Origin of the sequence: Burkholderia sp. BCC0405, assembly GCF_902833075.1 — a bacterium.
In the GTDB taxonomy this organism is placed as follows: domain Bacteria; phylum Pseudomonadota; class Gammaproteobacteria; order Burkholderiales; family Burkholderiaceae; genus Burkholderia.
On record NZ_CADFEO010000011.1, the window covers coordinates 232,731 to 247,692 of the forward strand.

Annotated in this window: 14 protein-coding genes and 1 pseudogene; 9 read left to right on the top strand and 6 right to left on the bottom strand. The window is 67.7% G+C overall.

Annotated elements, in window-relative coordinates:
- Positions 1-13 precede the first annotated feature (13 nt).
- The 3 genes and pseudogenes from HWX36_RS20310 to HWX36_RS20320 all read right to left on the bottom strand — a co-directional run.
- The gene (locus tag HWX36_RS20310; protein ID WP_175954045.1) at positions 14-1,321 is read right to left on the bottom strand and encodes an Nramp family divalent metal transporter; all 1,308 of its coding nucleotides are present in this window, start codon (positions 1,319-1,321) and stop codon (positions 14-16) included.
- 87 nt (positions 1,322-1,408) lie between these two features.
- On the bottom strand, positions 1,409-2,665 hold the full coding sequence (locus HWX36_RS20315; protein ID WP_175954047.1) for an oxalate decarboxylase family bicupin: 1,257 nt from the start codon (positions 2,663-2,665) through the stop codon (positions 1,409-1,411).
- Between the two features lie 406 nt (positions 2,666-3,071).
- Positions 3,072-3,759: pseudogene (locus HWX36_RS20320) on the bottom strand (HipA domain-containing protein); the annotation flags it as partial.
- A 193-nt stretch (positions 3,760-3,952) separates the two neighbouring features.
- On the opposite strand from HWX36_RS20320, the gene HWX36_RS20325 reads away from it, so the two are divergent.
- The 9 genes from HWX36_RS20325 (at position 3,953) to HWX36_RS20365 (ending at position 11,896) form a co-directional block, all read left to right on the top strand.
- A complete protein-coding gene (locus tag HWX36_RS20325) occupies positions 3,953-4,840 on the top strand; it encodes a MurR/RpiR family transcriptional regulator (protein ID WP_175954049.1) in 888 nt (295 codons plus the stop codon).
- Between the two features lie 16 nt (positions 4,841-4,856).
- A complete protein-coding gene (ddpX, locus tag HWX36_RS20330) occupies positions 4,857-5,420 on the top strand; it encodes a D-alanyl-D-alanine dipeptidase (RefSeq protein ID WP_175954051.1) in 564 nt (187 codons plus the stop codon).
- A gap of 73 nt (positions 5,421-5,493) precedes the next feature.
- Positions 5,494-7,095 carry an ABC transporter substrate-binding protein gene (locus HWX36_RS20335; RefSeq protein ID WP_175954053.1) on the top strand — a complete coding sequence of 534 codons (1,602 nt, stop codon included), beginning with the start codon at positions 5,494-5,496 and terminating at the stop codon, positions 7,093-7,095.
- Positions 7,096-7,105: 10 nt separating this feature from the next.
- A complete protein-coding gene (locus HWX36_RS20340) occupies positions 7,106-8,176 on the top strand; it encodes an ABC transporter permease (protein WP_175954055.1) in 1,071 nt (356 codons plus the stop codon).
- Positions 8,177-8,242: 66 nt separating this feature from the next.
- Complete coding sequence (gene nikC, locus HWX36_RS20345; protein ID WP_175954057.1) at positions 8,243-9,157, top strand: nickel transporter permease; 915 nt, start codon at positions 8,243-8,245, stop codon at positions 9,155-9,157.
- A 1-nt stretch (position 9,158) separates the two neighbouring features.
- Positions 9,159-10,073 (top strand): ABC transporter ATP-binding protein, encoded by a 915-nt coding sequence (locus tag HWX36_RS20350; RefSeq protein WP_175954059.1) that lies wholly within the window; start codon positions 9,159-9,161, stop codon positions 10,071-10,073.
- Positions 10,070-10,846 (top strand): ABC transporter ATP-binding protein, encoded by a 777-nt coding sequence (locus tag HWX36_RS20355; RefSeq protein WP_175954061.1) that lies wholly within the window; start codon positions 10,070-10,072, stop codon positions 10,844-10,846. The genes HWX36_RS20350 and HWX36_RS20355 overlap by 4 nt, the downstream gene beginning before the upstream one ends.
- Positions 10,847-10,974: 128 nt before the next feature.
- Positions 10,975-11,229 (top strand): GlsB/YeaQ/YmgE family stress response membrane protein, encoded by a 255-nt coding sequence (locus tag HWX36_RS20360; RefSeq protein WP_175954063.1) that lies wholly within the window; start codon positions 10,975-10,977, stop codon positions 11,227-11,229.
- A gap of 331 nt (positions 11,230-11,560) precedes the next feature.
- Positions 11,561-11,896 (top strand): type 1 fimbrial protein, encoded by a 336-nt coding sequence (locus tag HWX36_RS20365; protein ID WP_175954065.1) that lies wholly within the window; start codon positions 11,561-11,563, stop codon positions 11,894-11,896.
- Positions 11,897-11,938: 42 nt separating this feature from the next.
- Here HWX36_RS20365 and HWX36_RS20370 read toward each other — a convergent pair whose 3' ends face one another.
- The 3 genes from HWX36_RS20370 to HWX36_RS20380 all read right to left on the bottom strand — a co-directional run bounded on the left by HWX36_RS20370 (position 11,939) and on the right by HWX36_RS20380 (position 14,894).
- Positions 11,939-12,811: a LysR substrate-binding domain-containing protein gene (locus tag HWX36_RS20370; protein ID WP_175954067.1), complete on the bottom strand. Its 873-nt coding sequence runs from the start codon at positions 12,809-12,811 to the stop codon at positions 11,939-11,941.
- Between the two features lie 106 nt (positions 12,812-12,917).
- Positions 12,918-13,817, bottom strand: coding sequence for a class A beta-lactamase (bla, locus tag HWX36_RS20375; protein WP_175954069.1), 900 nt, complete (start codon positions 13,815-13,817; stop codon positions 12,918-12,920).
- 210 nt (positions 13,818-14,027) lie between these two features.
- The gene (locus tag HWX36_RS20380) at positions 14,028-14,894 is read right to left on the bottom strand and encodes a peptidoglycan DD-metalloendopeptidase family protein (protein WP_175954071.1); all 867 of its coding nucleotides are present in this window, start codon (positions 14,892-14,894) and stop codon (positions 14,028-14,030) included.
- Positions 14,895-14,962: the final 68 nt, after the last annotated feature.

The window sequence follows — 14,962 nt, forward strand, 5'->3', positions numbered from 1 at the left end:
CGGCCGCTGCCGTTCAGTTGAAGGCCGCCCACACCAGGTACGCATTCAACCCGACGATCACGACCGTCGCCGCCCCGGCGACGATCCGCAGCGGCAACCGCATCGCGTAAGCGCCCATCACGTCCGCGCGCGCCGACAGCATCAGCAGCGCGATCATCGGCAGCGGCAGCACGAAACTCAGCACGACCTGGCTCGCGACCATCGCGCGCGTGACGTCGCAGCCGAGCGCGACCACCGCGAACGCGGGCGCGACCGTCACCGCGCGCCGCACCCAGACCGGCACGCGGCGGTGGATGAAGCCCTGCATCACGACCTGCCCGGCCATCGTGCCGACCACCGAACTCGACACGCCCGACGTCAGCAGCGCGACGAGAAACAGCGCGCCGGCCGCCGGCCCGAGCACCGGGATCAGCGTGTGATACGCGTCGCCGATGTCGGTCATGCCCGGCGCGCTCGCGTGAAACGCCGACGACGCCATCATCACCATCGCGAGATTCACGAACCCGGCCAGCCCGAGCGCGACGACGACCTCGCGGTTCGAGAAACGCACGAGCCGCCGCCGCTCCGCCTCGTCGTGCGGCGCGGTGCGATCCTGCGTGAGCCCCGAATGCAGATACAGCGTGTGCGGCATGATCGTCGCGCCGATGATCCCGACCGCGATCGTCAGCGCCGCGCGATCCGGAATCTGCGGAACGACCAGGTGAAACACGGCCGCGTGCCAGTCCTGCGGCGCGATCAGCAGTTCGCCGAGATAGCACGCGCCGATCACGCCGACCAGCGCCGCGATCGCGGCCTCCAGCGGCCGGAAGCCGCGCTTTTCGAGCGCGAGGATCGCGCAGGTCGCGAGCGCCGTCGCGATCATCCCCGCGAACAGCGACAGGTGGCACAACAGCCCGAATGCGAGCGCGCCGCCAAGGAATTCGGCGAGGTCGGTCGCCATCGCGGCGATCTCGGACGCGACCCACATGCCCCACACGACCGGCGCGGGAAAGCGGTCGCGGCACAGCTCCGCGAGATTGCGGCCGGTCACGATGCCGAGCTTCGCGGACATCGCCTGGAACAGCATCGCGATCGCGTTCGCGGCCAGCACGACCCATAGCAGCCGGTAGCCGTACGCGGCGCCGGCCTGGATGTTGGTCGCGAAGTTGCCGGGATCCATGTAGCCGATCGACGCGATGACGGCCGGACCGACGAACGGCAGCAGTGCGGCGACGCCGGTGCGGCGCCCTTCCAGCGCGGCGCGCGCGGCGCCGTCGGTATGCCCGGTGGGCCGGCCCGGCAGCGCGAAGCCACCGGCGGGTTTGCTCGTGACGGGAATCATGGTGAGGTTCCGTTCGAATGAGGAAGGCTTCCTGAAGTTCGGGCGCCGCGGCCGGCGTGCCGCCTGCCGGCCGCGACGGCGGCGGCGTTACAGCGGCACGACGTCGGGACGGTTGCGCGGAAACTGCGCGATCACGTCCGGCGCGAGGTTCAGGTGCGCTTCGACGAGCTGCGGCGGCGTATGCGCAAGCCAGTCGGACAGCGACACTTCCGCATAGCGATCGGTCTTGAAGATCTCGAGGAACACCAGGTCGGTGCTGCCGGTGTTCTGCACGTAGTGCCCGAGGCTCTTCTTCACGTAGCCGACGTCGCCCGCGCGGAAGTCGGCCGTCTGCGCCTTCGGCCCCGTGTCGAATACGGTCATCCGTGCGTCGCCCTGCAGGTAGTACTGCCATTCGTCCGCGTTCGGGTGCCAGTGCAGCTCGCGCATGCCGCCCGGATGCACGGTGACGAGCGCCGCCGCGACGGTGGTCGACACGTTGAAGTTCGTGCTGTCCGCGATCCGCACTTCGCCGCCGCGGGTCTTCCTGACCGGCTTCATGTCGCCGAGCGAGAAGATGAACGGATGCGGCGGCGCCCCGGCCGACGACGCCGACGCGCGCTGCGCTTGCGCGAGCGGACCCGGTTCGTCGCCCTGGAAGATCCACAGGTTGTCGAGCGGAATGTTCCTGAATGCGTCGGCCGGCACGCCGAAGTTGAGCGCGAGCACGTCGGGCGGCGTGTGCGCGATCCAGTCGGTCAACAGCAGCGTGTTGAATTCGGACGCGCGGCCGTTATCGAACGCAAGCAGGAATTCGGCGCCGTCGGTGCCGAGGCCCTGCAGCGAATGCGGCAGGCCGGGCGGGAAATACCAGAGATCGCCGGTTTTCACGTCCTGCACCGATGGCCGCCCGAGCTCGTCCAGCACCGTGATCCGGCAGCGGCCGTCGAGCATGATGGCCCACTCGGCCTGCTGGTGCCAGTGCATCTCGCGAATGCCGCCGCGCGTGAGGCGCATGTTGACACCTGAAATGGTTTCGGAAATCGCGAAATCGTCCTGCGTGACTTCGCGCGCCCATCCGCCATTTTGAATGCGCTTATGCGCATTATTGAACGACGCCCAGAATAACGGCATGCCATTAATATCGGTGGCCGGCGGATCCTGAAAAGACGGAAACTGGTTTGCGATTGCCGGATTTTTCGGGCCCGGGTCGGTCAGGCTCTGGCGGTTGCGCGCATTCACCGCGCCTTCCGGCGGGCGGTCCGGATTGCCGAACGAGGCGGCCTTGGCCGATACCGCGATACCCGCGGCGGCAATGGCGCCGGCGGTTCCCGCCAGCATCTTGCGTCGAGAAAGATTCGTCATGGTTTCCTCTTCATGCCTGCAATTGAGCGAATTTCCATTACGGAACACATGCCGTTTTTCGGATTATCGAAAATCGAACATCCCGTGACGCAAGTTAAATCCAGATCGCCGAAAAACTTAAATGAATTATTAACCTGAATTAATGATTTAATCTGATCCGCTTTAACTTTGTAATTATTGCGGCGCAGCGGGATACTGAAAGGTGACCGATATCGGTGAATGGGTCAGGTCCGGTGAATGCGGAAATACGACCGCGCGCGGTCGGGATGCCACACATGGCGACAAGATCGAGACATGCAACGCACGATCACGATGCGGCGCAGTCGATTCGGATCACTGATCCTCTCAAACTGAAACAACCGCATGCCGATGCGTCGAACGCCAGCCAACCGGGCCGGGGTGCGGTTTACGCCCGCGGCATTTCGTCGAGCCGTTGCGCGGCGAACCGCAATCCACCCAGGATGCGCTCCGCTACCCTCGCCGGAAAACCGGGAGGCAGCGCAGCTGCCGACCGATTCGATCACATGCGGCGTCGTCGCGACGAGCCGTTCGACGATTGGCGTCGCAATATCGCCGAGCAGGCAGTATTCGGTCATCGCGGTGAAGTGCCGTCGCGTCATGTCGCGCATCGCATAGTGCTTGCGCTTGCCGTGCACGGCCATCGCGAGCTTCGCCTTGTGCCACGACCACGGGTTCCCGCCATCGCCTTCGACCGGCCGGATCGACATCACGTCGTAGAGCGGCGTGAGGCGGAAACGGCCGCCCGGCAGCAGGCGCAGGCTGAAGTTCTTCGCGTGCCCGTCCGGTGCCGCGAGCATCCAGAACACGACCAGGGCCGCGAACAGTGTGTCGAGATCCTCCCGCGCCGTTTCCGAATGGCGCAGGAGGCCGACCAGGTCAGGCACGCCGGGGCCGCCCTGCGATTCGTGCTTCAGGTGCGGCGGCACGCCGAGCGCCTGGCAGAAGTCCTCCTGCGGCAAGCGCAACAGCCACCCGCCGTCACGATGCAACGTACGATCGAAACGCTCGACCGACAGTACCTTGTGCGCGCCGAAACGCACGATTTCCGTATGGGCGACCGGCAGACCGAATGAATTATTCCTGTGGGGCATAAACGCAAAATATGCCTGACAGAGATAAAAACGCCTTTTTCACCTGCCCCCATGACCGCGCCCTCGACCCTATCGCTGCCCATCACCCCATAGTTTTTATCCGCTAGCGCGATTGATTTTGGCTTTGTTAGATAGATGACATCTAATCATCCAATGACAACGATCTAACAGACCGATGACCTGCGCGTTCGCCCATACCGTCGAATCCCGCTTTGCCGAGCTGACGCCGACCGCGAAGCGCATCGCGAGCTACATGCTCGCGAACCTCGATCGACTCGGCCTCGAAACCGCCGACCAGATCGCGCAGCAAACCGGCACCAGCGGCATTTCGGTCGGGCGTTTCCTGCGCAGCGTCGGTTACCGGAATCTCGACGACCTGAAACGCGAACTGCGCGGCGGCAGCGACCGCCCGTGGATGATCACCGACCGCCTCGACGAGTACCGCCGCGCCACCGCCACGCCAACGACCACCGGCGAGCGCGACAGCCATCGCAGCGACGGCACGCTTGCGTCGTCGCTCGAGCGCGAACTCGACGCGATCCGCCACGTGTACCGGCTCGCCGAAGAACCGGTGTTCGCGCAGGTGGCCGACCGGATCGCCCAAGCCGACGCCGTGTTCATCCTCGGCATCCAGTCGACGCGCGGCATCAGCAACGCGTTCAGCAGCTACCTCGAATACCTGCGCCCGCGCGTGTTCTACTCGGACGGCCAGTCAGGCTCGTACGTCGATTCGCTGAACTCCGAATTCGAGCGGCCGTACTGCATCGTCACCGATACCCGCGCCTATTCGCGCAGCGCGCGCCGCTATTGCCAGGCGGCCGCCGAGCGCGGGCAGCCGTTCGCACTGGTCACCGATCTGTATTGCCCGTGGGCGCGCGAGTGGCCGGCCGACCTGCTGCAGGTGAAGACCGACGTCGGCCAGTTCTGGGATTCGCTCGCGCCGCTCACCTGCCTGTTCAACCTGCTGATCACCGCCGTGGTCGACCGCCTCGGTCCCGCGGTCGACCGGCGAGTCGCGCGCAATCGCGAACTGCAGCGCACGTTCGACCAATTCGAATCCTGAGCAAACCGGACCGCCGATGAACCCTCACCGCCTCGTCGAAATCACGCCCGCCACGCATCGCGTCGAGATCGACCTCGTCTACGCGACCGAGCGCAACCTGACCGGCAAGCCGATCTACCGCAACGCGCACTGTCTGCTGCTCGAGCCGGCCGAAGCCGCGCTGCGCCGCGCGACCGACGTGGCCGCGCAGGCCGGCTTCACGCTGCGCCTCTACGACGCGTACCGCCCGCCGCAAGCGCAGCAGGTGCTGTGGGAGTTCCTGCCGGATCCGAACTTCGTCGCCGATCTCGGCCGCGGGTCGAACCACAGCCGCGGCACCGCGCTGGACCTGACGCTCGTCGGCGCGAACGGCGAGCCGCTCGACATGGGCACCGGCTTCGACGAGATGGTGGCCGCGTCGGGCCATTTTCACGCGGGCTTGCCCGAGCACGTGCAACGCAACCGGCTGCTGCTGCTCGGCGTGATGCACGCGGCCGGCTTCGCGCATATCGACAGCGAGTGGTGGCACTACGAGCTGCCCGGTTCGCACGCGCTGCCGCCGATCGACAACGCGGCGAGCGGACCGTGGCGCCTGATGTGACGACGCTGCACGGCCGCCCCCTTTTCATGCAGGTTCACGTTCAACGACTCAAACGACAGATGGAGAAGCGCCCATGAAATTCCCGACCTCCCGGCTCGTCGCGGCGCTGGCCGCCGCGTCCCTGTTCGCCGCCGTTCCGCTTTCCGCCGCCCATGCGGAAACGCCGAAGGACATGTTCGTGATGGCCACGCTGCTCGACGAATTCACGACCCTCGATCCGGGCGAAATCTACGAACTGGTGCCGGAGGAATACGTCGCGAACACGTACGATCGGCTCGTGCGAGTCGACCTGCGCGATCCGTCGAAATTCAACGGCGACGTCGCGCAGTCGTGGACCGTGAGCCCCGACGGGCTGACCTATACGTTCAAGCTGCGCCCGGGCCTCAAGTTCCACTCGGGCAACCCGCTGACGGCCGACGACGTCGCGTGGTCGATCCAGCGCGCGGTGCTGCTCGACAAGGGCCCGGCCGCGGTGCTGACCGGCATCGGGCTCACGAAGGCCAACGTCGCGGCGAACGTGAAGAAGCTGGACGACCAGACGGTGTCGATCACGACCGATCACAAATACGCGCCGACCTTCGTGCTCAACGTGCTCGGCTCGTGGCCCGCATCGGTGCTCGACAAGAAACTGCTGCTGTCGCACCAGCAGGGCAACGACTTCGGCAATGCGTGGCTGAAGACCAACGAGGCCGGCTCCGGCGCGTACAAGCTCGTCAAGTGGTCGCCCAGCGACAGCATCGTGCTGCAGCGCTTCGACGGCTACCGGCTGCCGCTCGCGATGAAGCGCATCGTGCTGCGCCACGTGCCCGAAGCGGCGAGCCAGCGGCTGCTGCTGGAAAACGGCGACGTCGACGCGGCGCGCGACCTGAGCCCCGACGATCTCGCGTCGGTCGTGAAATCGGGCAAGGCGAAAGTCATGGCTTCGCCGCAGGCGACGCTGCTGTATCTCGGCCTGAACACGAAGAACGCGACGCTCGCGAAGCCCGACGTGCAGGAAGCGCTGAAGTGGCTGGTCGACTACGCGGGCATCCAGGCCAACGTCGTGAAGACGACCTACAAGGTGCACCAGACCTTCCTGCCCGAAGGCTTTCTCGGCACGCTGAATGCGAACCCGTACAAGCTCGACGTCGCGAAGGCGAAGGCGCTGCTCGCGAAGGCCGGCGTGCCGAACGGCTTCTCGGTGACGATGGACGTGCGCAACGACTATCCGTACACGGAGATCGCGCAAGCCGTGCAGGCGAACTTCGCGCAGGCGGGCGTCAAGGTGCAGCTGATCCCCGGCGACAACAAGCAGACGCTCGCGAAATACCGCGCGCGCCAGCACGACATCTACATCGGCGAATGGTCGGCCGACTACATCGACCCGCACAGCAACGCGCAGGGTTTCGCATGGAACCCCGACAACGCCGACAAGTCGAGCTACAAGATGCTGGCCTGGCGCAACAGCTGGGACATCCCACAGCTCACGAAGGAGACCGACGCCGCGCTCGCCGAGCCGACCGCCGCGCAACGCGCGCAGCGGTACCAGGCGATGCAGAAGGAGATGCTTGCGCGCTCGCCGTTCGTGATCATGTTCGAGAAGGTCGCGCAGGTCGCGATGCGGCCCGGCGTGAGCGGGCTCGAAGTCGGGCCGATCAACGATCTCGTGTCGTACCGTCACCTGAAGAAGCAATAAGGTTCGCCGCATGTCGACTCCCGCCTCCTCCCTCGAAGCACTGCGCACGCTGCCCGCGCGGCGCCCGGCCGTACGCTGGGCGTTGCGTGTGCTGCGCTGGGCGCTCACCCTCGCCGTCACGTTCGCGGGGCTGCTCGCATTGACGTTCGTGATCGGCCGCAAGGTGCCGATCGATCCCGTGCTCGCGATCCTCGGCGATCGCGCGTCGGCCGACGCGTACGCGGCCGAGCGCATCGCACTCGGCCTCGACAAGCCGCTCGTCACGCAGTTCCTGATCTACGCGCGCGACGTGCTGCACGGCAACCTGGGCATGTCGCTGCTGACGTCGAACCCCGTGCTCGACGACATCAGGCGCGTGTTCCCCGCCACGCTCGAACTCGCGACGATCGCGACGCTGATCGGCATCGCGATCGGCGTGCCGCTCGGCGTTGCGGCCGCGGTGAAGCACAACCGGCCGATCGACCACATCGCACGCTTCGTCGGCCTGATCGGCAACTCGGTGCCGGTGTTCTGGCTCGGGCTGATGGGGCTGCTGCTGTTCTATGCGCGGCTGCACTGGGTCGGCGGCCCGGGCCGGCTCGATCCCGTGTACGACGGGATGGTCGACCCGCGCACGGGCAGCTTGCTGATCGACGCGGCGCTTGCCGGCGAGTGGGACGTGTTCCGCAACGCGGTGTCGCACATCGCGTTGCCGGCCACGATCCTCGGCTACTACTCGGTCGCGTACCTGAGCCGCATGACGCGCTCGTTCATGCTCGACCAGTTGAGCCAGGAATACATCGTCACCGCGCGCGCAAAGGGCCTGTCGGAACGGCGCGTGATCTGGCGGCACGCATTCGGCAACATCATGGTGCCGCTGCTCACCGTGATCGCGCTCACGTACAGCAACCTGCTCGAAGGCTCGGTGCTGACCGAGATCGTGTTCGCGTGGCCGGGGCTCGGCTCGTACCTGACCGGCGCGCTCCTGAACGCCGACATGAACGCCGTGCTCGGCGCGACGCTCGTGATCGGCGCGATGTTCATCACCGTCAACCTGCTGACCGACGCGCTGTACCGCGTGTTCGATCCGCGTGCGCGCTGAGGGCCGCTTCGACATGACCGTTTCCATCCTGCTTCCTTCACCGTCCATGCCGAAGGCCATCCGACCATGAATGCCGCCCCTCTCACGCTGCGCGCGTGGCTGCTGTCCGACGCGCCCGCGTCGCGCTCGCAGGCCGCACTCGGCCTCGCCTACCGCCGCTGGCGCCGTTTCGCGGTCAATCCGCTCAACCTGTTCGGGCTCGCGATCCTGGTGACGCTGATCGTCGTCGCGATCGTCGGCCCGCTGATCATGCCGCACGATCCGCTGCGCCAGGTGCTGTCCGACCGGCTGCTGCCGCCCGGCTCACAGTCGCACTGGCTCGGCACCGACCAGCTCGGCCGCGACATCCTCTCACGGCTGATCGCAGGTTCCCGCCTCACGCTCGGCATCGCGCTGCTCGTCGTCGTGATCGTCGTGCCGATCGGCCTCGCGATCGGCACGACGGCCGGCTATTGCGGCGGCTTCGTCGACAGCGTGCTGATGCGCATCACCGACATCGCGCTCGCGTTCCCGAAGATCGTGCTCGCGCTCGCGTTCGCGGCCGCGCTCGGGCCCGGCGTGATCAACGCGGTCGTCGCGATCTCGATCACCGCGTGGCCCGCGTATGCGCGGCTCGCGCGCGCGGAGACGATCCGCATCGCGCAGGCCGACTTCATCCACGCCGCGCGGCTGCAAGGCGCGTCGGGCCCGCGCATCCTGCTGCGCTACATCATGCCGCTGTGCATGTCGTCGGTGATCGTGCGCGCGACGCTCGACATGGCCGGCATCATCCTGACCGTCGCGGGCCTCGGCTTTCTCGGCCTCGGCGCGCAGCCGCCGAGCCCCGAGTGGGGCTTCATGGTCGCGTCGGGCCGCAACGTGCTGCTCGACGCGTGGTGGGTCGCCACGCTGCCCGGCATCGCGATCCTGCTCGTGAGCCTCGCGTTCAACCTGCTCGGCGACGGGCTGCGCGACGTCTTCGATCCCCGCCATGGAGCATGACATGCCGATGAATTCCACCCCCGCACCCGCGCCGCTCTGCGAGATCGACGGCCTGAAAATCGGCTTTCGCGGGCACGACGGCGTCTTCACCGACGCGGTGCGCGACCTGTCGCTGACGCTCGCGCCCGGCGAACGGCTCGGCATCGTCGGCGAATCGGGCTCCGGCAAGTCGCTGACGGGCCGCGCGCTGCTCGGCCTGCTGCCCGACGCCGCGCGCTGGTCGGCCCGCACGATGCGCTTCGCGGGCCAGGACCTGCTCGCGATGTCCGCGAGCGAACGCCGGCGGCTGTGCGGCAGCCAGATGGGGATGATCCTGCAGGATCCGAAGTATTCGCTGAATCCGGTCATGACCGTCGCGAAGCAGATGGGCGAAGCGTTCCGGCGGCACGAGCCGGGCTTGCGCGGCCGCGCGCTGCGCGAGCGGATCGTCGACGCGCTCGCGGCCGTGCAGATCCGCGACCCGGCGCGTGTCGCCGATGCGTATCCGCACGAGCTGTCGGGCGGCATGGGCCAGCGCGTGATGATCGCGATGATGGTGTCGACGGGCCCGCGCCTGCTGATCGCCGACGAGCCGACTTCCGCGCTCGACGTCGCGGTGTCGATGCAGGTGCTCGCGGTGCTCGACGCGATGATCGCGCGGCACGACACGGGCCTGATGTTCATCAGCCACGACCTGCCGCTCGTGATGTCGTTCTGCGATCGCGTCGCGGTGATGTACGCGGGGCGCGTGGTCGAAACCTGCGCCGCGCGCGACCTGCGCGATGCGACGCATCCCTATACGCGCGGGCTGCTCGCGGCGAACCCGCCGCTCGCGAACCCGCCCGACGAACTGCCGGTGCTGCGGCGCGATCCGGCATGGCTCGACGCCGCCGCGCCCGCGCCGACCGCTCACCTACCGAAGGAGGCCGCACGATGATCGACGTCGATCACGCATCGATCCGTTTCCCGACCCGCACGGGTCACGTCGACGCCGTGCGCGACGCAAGCTTCGCGGTCCGCGACGGCGAAGTGTTCGGGCTGGTCGGCGAATCGGGTTCCGGCAAGTCGACGCTGCTGCGCGCGCTGACGGGGCTCGTGCCGCTCGCATCCGGCAGCCTGTCGATCGACGGCCGGCCGGTGGGCGGCACGCCCGATCGTGCCTTTCGCCGTCACGTGCAGATGGTGTTCCAGGATCCGTACGCGTCGCTGCATCCGCGCTTCACGGTCGACCAGACGCTGCGCGAACCGCTGTCGATCCACGGCATCGGCGACGCCGATACGCGCATCGCCCGCGCGCTGTCCGAGGTTGGCCTTGGCCCCGCGTTCCGGTTCCGCTATCCGCACCAACTGTCGGGCGGCCAGCGGCAGCGCGTCGCGATCGCGCGCGCGCTGATCGTCGAGCCGCGCGTGCTGCTGCTCGACGAGCCGACGTCCGCGCTCGACGTGTCGGTGCAGGCCGAGATCCTGAACCTGCTGCGCCGCCTGCATCGCGAACGCAACCTGACGATGATCCTCGTCAGCCACAACCTCGCGGTGATCGGCTTCCTGTGCCAACGCGTCGCGGTGATGCAGCACGGCGGGATCGTCGAGCAGTTGCGGATCGAGGACGTGCGCGCCGGGCAGGTTGCACGCGACTACACGCGCACGCTGCTGAACGCGACCGAAGGCTACCGTCGTCTCGACCCGGTGGCGGACGCGCCGGCAGCCTGACATGTGCGCGCCGCGCCGGCATGCGATACTCGGCGCGCCACGCAACGGCCCGCGGCCCATGGAACCCTGGTGCGCCGCACGGGTCAATTGCGTTTCGTCAACCGCTCAACCGCCATACGGAGGCGTTCATGCTGCAATTCATCGAAACCCTGGTCGTCGGGCTCATCGTCGGCCTCCTCGCCCGCGCGCTCAAGCCCGGCGACGACAAGATGGGCATCCTGATGACCACCGTGCTCGGCATCGTCGGCTCGCTGGTCGCCGGTTACGTCGGCCGCGCCGCCGGCTGGTACGCACCGGGCCAGGGCGCGGGCTGGATCGCGTCGATCATCGGCGCGATCGTGCTGCTCGTGATCGTCGGCGCGGTACGCAAGCGCGCGAACTGAACGGCGCACCTTCGGCTCCAACGCAAGACGGCCGCTCATCTCGAGCGGCCGTCTTGCTTTCCGGGCGGCGCAAGGCCGTTGCCCACACAACGGTCACGACGACCGTTCGTCCTTCGATCTTATGCCACCCGGCATTTCCCTCATTTGCGGTTGCACAGATTCGGCCTACATTGGTTTAAGCAATACGCAATCGTTTGCCGATTGCCATTATTTCGATTTTTTTCATTCAAGAGGTCCGATGGTTTTGCCGTTTACGCATACAGCATTGCAGCGTTGACGGACTGCCACCCGAGCGGCCACGCTGCGACGCGCTTCCTTTCTGGAGCCTGTCATGAAGCACCGCCCTATCGCCGCCTCGTTCGTCCTGGCTGCCTCGCTTCTGGCCACTTCCTCGTCGTTTGCCGCCGGCGCGTCCGGCACCATCTCCTTTTCCGGCATGATCGTCGAGCCGCCCTGCTCGTTCGCGGTCGATACGGCCGATCTCGCCCGCGGGCAAGTACGCCCCGACTGTCCGCGCCCGGCAAGCGGCCAGATCGCGTTCGTCGACGCGGCGAGCCAGCAGGCCATCAAGACCACGACCTTTACTCAGGCCTCGCGCGCAATCGTTTTACCGAACCGTCCGGGCAACCACCAGGCGCCGATGATCGCCGTCGTGACCTACCAGTAAAGCCGCCCGCCGGCGCGGCACCCGGCGGGTTCCGCGCGCCGGTCAATCGCGATGGCGCGCGATCCAGTCGCTGAACGCGCGGATCTTCTGCTGGCTGCCGATGTTCTCGGGATACACGAAGAAGTAGCGCGCGCCCGTCTCGAGCACGATGTCGAACGGCCGCTCGAGCCGGCGTGCGCTGACGTCGTCGTCGACGAGCGTCACGTCGCCGATCGCGACGCCGAAGCCCTGCATCGCCGCATTCGTCGCGAGATCGAGCGTGTCGAACGTCGGCCCGCGCGCCGGATCGACGCTGCGCTCGCCCGCGTGATCGAGCCACGCGCGCCAGTCGCGATGGTCGCGGGTCGGATGCAGCAACGTATGGCGCGCGAGATCGGCGACCGCGTCGAGCGGCGATGTCTGCCTCAATTCGGGCGCGCAGACGGGCGTCAGCCGCTCGTCGAACAGCGGCAGCGCGCACACGCCCGTGCCCGGCGACGTACCGTAGACGACCGCCGCATCGAACGGCTCGGACGCGAAATCGACGACGTGCTGCCACGCGGTCGTGATCTGCACATGCAGATCGGGATGCTCGCCCTGGAAGCGCATGATGCGCGGCAGCATCCAGCGCATCACGCAGGTGGGCACCTTCAGCGCGAGATCGGTGCGCTGCCGCGTGAGCTTCATCGAAATATCTTCGATCCGCGCGAAGCTCTCGTTGACGACCGGCAGCAACTGCTCGCCCTCCGCCGTCAGCGTGAGGCCCTTCGCATGCCGCTTGAACAACGGGAAACCGTAATGCGCCTCGAGCGTCTGGATCTGCCGGCTTACCGCGCCCTGCGTGATGCACAGCTGCTCGGCCGCGCGCGTGAAGCTGCGGTGGCGAGCCACCGTCGAGAAGATCTGCAGCGCGTGCAGGGGCGGAAGTCGGCGCATGAAGAAGGCAAACGGAAAAACGGCGCGGAAAGGCCGCGCGCCGACCCCGGCGCGCGCTGTCCGACACGATAAGCCAAACGCCGGCTTTGCGCGAGGCGCGGGACGCTCAGGCCGTCGCGGTGAGCGCGCCCGCCACGATGCGCGCCGCCGACGCGACGACGTCCGCGCGGGCCGCCGCGGCGGCCTGCGGCTGCGTGAACGACACGGCCATCACGATCGGCGCACGCGACGGCGGCCACAGCACCGCGACGTCGGTCGTCGTGCCGTAGCCGCCCGTGCCGGCCTTGTCCGCGATGCGCCAGCCGGGCGGCACGCCCGCGGCGATGCCGGTCGCGCCGCGCGCGCCGCCGACCATCCACTCCGTCAGTTGGGCGCGCTGCGGCTCGTGCAGCGTGTTGCCGAGCAGCAGCCGCTGCAGCGTGTCGACCATCTCGACCGGCGTCGACGTGTCGCGTTCGTCGCCGGGCGCCGCGTTGTTCAGTTCCGGTTCCCAGTGGTCGAGGCGAAACGACGTGGCGCCGCTCTCGCGGGCGAACGACGTAACGGCCTGCGGGCCGCCGAGCACGCCCATCAGCAGGTTGCCGGCGCCCTTGTCGCCCGACTGCAGCATCGCCACGCACAGCTGCTCGATCGTCATGCCCGTGTCGACGTGGCTTTCCGTAATCGGCGAGCCCGACACGATTTCATAGCGGCGATACAGGATGCGGCGCGGCAGCAGCGATGCGTCGAGCGAGCCGCGCGCGAGCATCGCGGCAGCCGCGACGACCGCATACGTGCCGCACAGCGGGAAGCGCTCGCGCGCACGGTGCGCGATCCGCACGCCGTTCGACGTATCGAGCGCGGCGACGCCGAGCCGGCCATTCGAGGCCTTCTCGAGCGCGGTCAGTTCGGCCTGGGCGGAGTGGGCGCGCCCCTGGTCGGCGACCGGCGCGGACGTGCATGCGGCGACGAACGGCGCGGCAACGGCGGCAAGCAACAGCGAACGGCGTGTCGGAGAATGTTCCATGAATGTGATGTGTTCTGTCGGAATCGGTGGCACGAAGCAACGCGGGCGCGCCTTGAACGCGCGCGCCCGTTCACGCCGGCGGCCGGCCCGCGACGGCCTACGCCGCGCATCCCCGAAAGACGGCCGTCGGCCCCGCGCAGCGCGGGACTCGCATGAACAGGCCCTAGCGTAGCAGCGACCGCCGCCGCGTTCCAGCGAAACGGCCCGGCTTCACCCTTGCGACGAAGGCAGATACGGCACCGGATTGACCGGCTTGCCGTCGCGCCGCACTTCGAACAGCAGCGCGACACGCGAGTTGTCGAGGTCGCCCATCTCGGCGATCTCGTCGCCCTGGCGCACGATGTCGCCCGTCTTCACGAGCAGCTTGCGGTTGTGCGCGTAGGCGGTCAGGAAATCCGCGTTGTGCTGGACGATGATCAGGCTGCCGTAATCGTTCAGGCCGGTGCCGGCGTACATCACGCGGCCGTCGGCCGCGGCGCGGACCGGGTCGCCCGGCCGGCCGGCGATCTGGATGCCGCGGTTCTGCCCCGGCCGGAACCCGTCGACGATCTTGCCGTTCGCGGGCCACGTGAGTGCGACGCCGCCCGCATGCCGCTTCGTTTCCTTGACGACCTGACGGTCGCTCGCGCTCGACGCCGCGGTCTGCGCGGTTGCCGGGTTGCTCCCTGCGCCATTGCTCGACGCCGACGACGCGGCCACCTGCGCGCCGGCCACGCCCGACGGCGGCAACGGCTGCTGCTTGACGATGCGCAGCACTTGCCCCATGCGCAGCCTGCCGTTCGCACCGAGCTTGTTCCAGGTGCGCAGCTCGGCCATGCTGCAACCGTTCGCGGACGCGATGCCCGTCAGCGTGTCGCCGCGCTTCACGACGTACTTCCGCGCGACGAGAATCGGCGCCGGCGCCGGCGGCGGCGTGGCGGCCGACGGCGCAGCAGCGGGCGGGCTCGACGGCGACGGTTGTCCCGCCAGCGTATCGCTCGGCGGAACGGACTGCGTGCTTGCACAACCGGCCATGACGAGCACGGCTGCCAGGCCCGGCAGCCACGCTGCGTTGCGGTGAATCTCGCGCGTTTTCATGGACGATCCGACTCCGGTTTGACAATCTTTCAAGCATCTCAAAAACGGAACGGCCGACGTGTAACCGG

Excerpts from the sequence above, each read along its gene's own strand:
- HWX36_RS20310 (WP_175954045.1), bottom strand. The coding sequence starts at position 1,321 with ATGATTCCCGTCACGAGCAAACCCGCCGGTGGCTTCGCGCTGCCGGGC.
- HWX36_RS20315 (WP_175954047.1), bottom strand. The coding sequence starts at position 2,665 with ATGACGAATCTTTCTCGACGCAAGATGCTGGCGGGAACCGCCGGCGCC.
- HWX36_RS20325 (WP_175954049.1), top strand. The coding sequence starts at position 3,953 with ATGACCTGCGCGTTCGCCCATACCGTCGAATCCCGCTTTGCCGAGCTG.
- ddpX (WP_175954051.1), top strand. The coding sequence starts at position 4,857 with ATGAACCCTCACCGCCTCGTCGAAATCACGCCCGCCACGCATCGCGTC.
- HWX36_RS20335 (WP_175954053.1), top strand. The coding sequence starts at position 5,494 with ATGAAATTCCCGACCTCCCGGCTCGTCGCGGCGCTGGCCGCCGCGTCC.
- HWX36_RS20340 (WP_175954055.1), top strand. The coding sequence starts at position 7,106 with ATGTCGACTCCCGCCTCCTCCCTCGAAGCACTGCGCACGCTGCCCGCG.
- nikC (WP_175954057.1), top strand. The coding sequence starts at position 8,243 with ATGAATGCCGCCCCTCTCACGCTGCGCGCGTGGCTGCTGTCCGACGCG.
- HWX36_RS20350 (WP_175954059.1), top strand. The coding sequence starts at position 9,159 with ATGCCGATGAATTCCACCCCCGCACCCGCGCCGCTCTGCGAGATCGAC.
- HWX36_RS20355 (WP_175954061.1), top strand. The coding sequence starts at position 10,070 with ATGATCGACGTCGATCACGCATCGATCCGTTTCCCGACCCGCACGGGT.
- HWX36_RS20360 (WP_175954063.1), top strand. The coding sequence starts at position 10,975 with ATGCTGCAATTCATCGAAACCCTGGTCGTCGGGCTCATCGTCGGCCTC.
- HWX36_RS20365 (WP_175954065.1), top strand. The coding sequence starts at position 11,561 with ATGAAGCACCGCCCTATCGCCGCCTCGTTCGTCCTGGCTGCCTCGCTT.
- HWX36_RS20370 (WP_175954067.1), bottom strand. The coding sequence starts at position 12,811 with ATGCGCCGACTTCCGCCCCTGCACGCGCTGCAGATCTTCTCGACGGTG.
- bla (WP_175954069.1), bottom strand. The coding sequence starts at position 13,817 with ATGGAACATTCTCCGACACGCCGTTCGCTGTTGCTTGCCGCCGTTGCC.
- HWX36_RS20380 (WP_175954071.1), bottom strand. The coding sequence starts at position 14,894 with ATGAAAACGCGCGAGATTCACCGCAACGCAGCGTGGCTGCCGGGCCTG.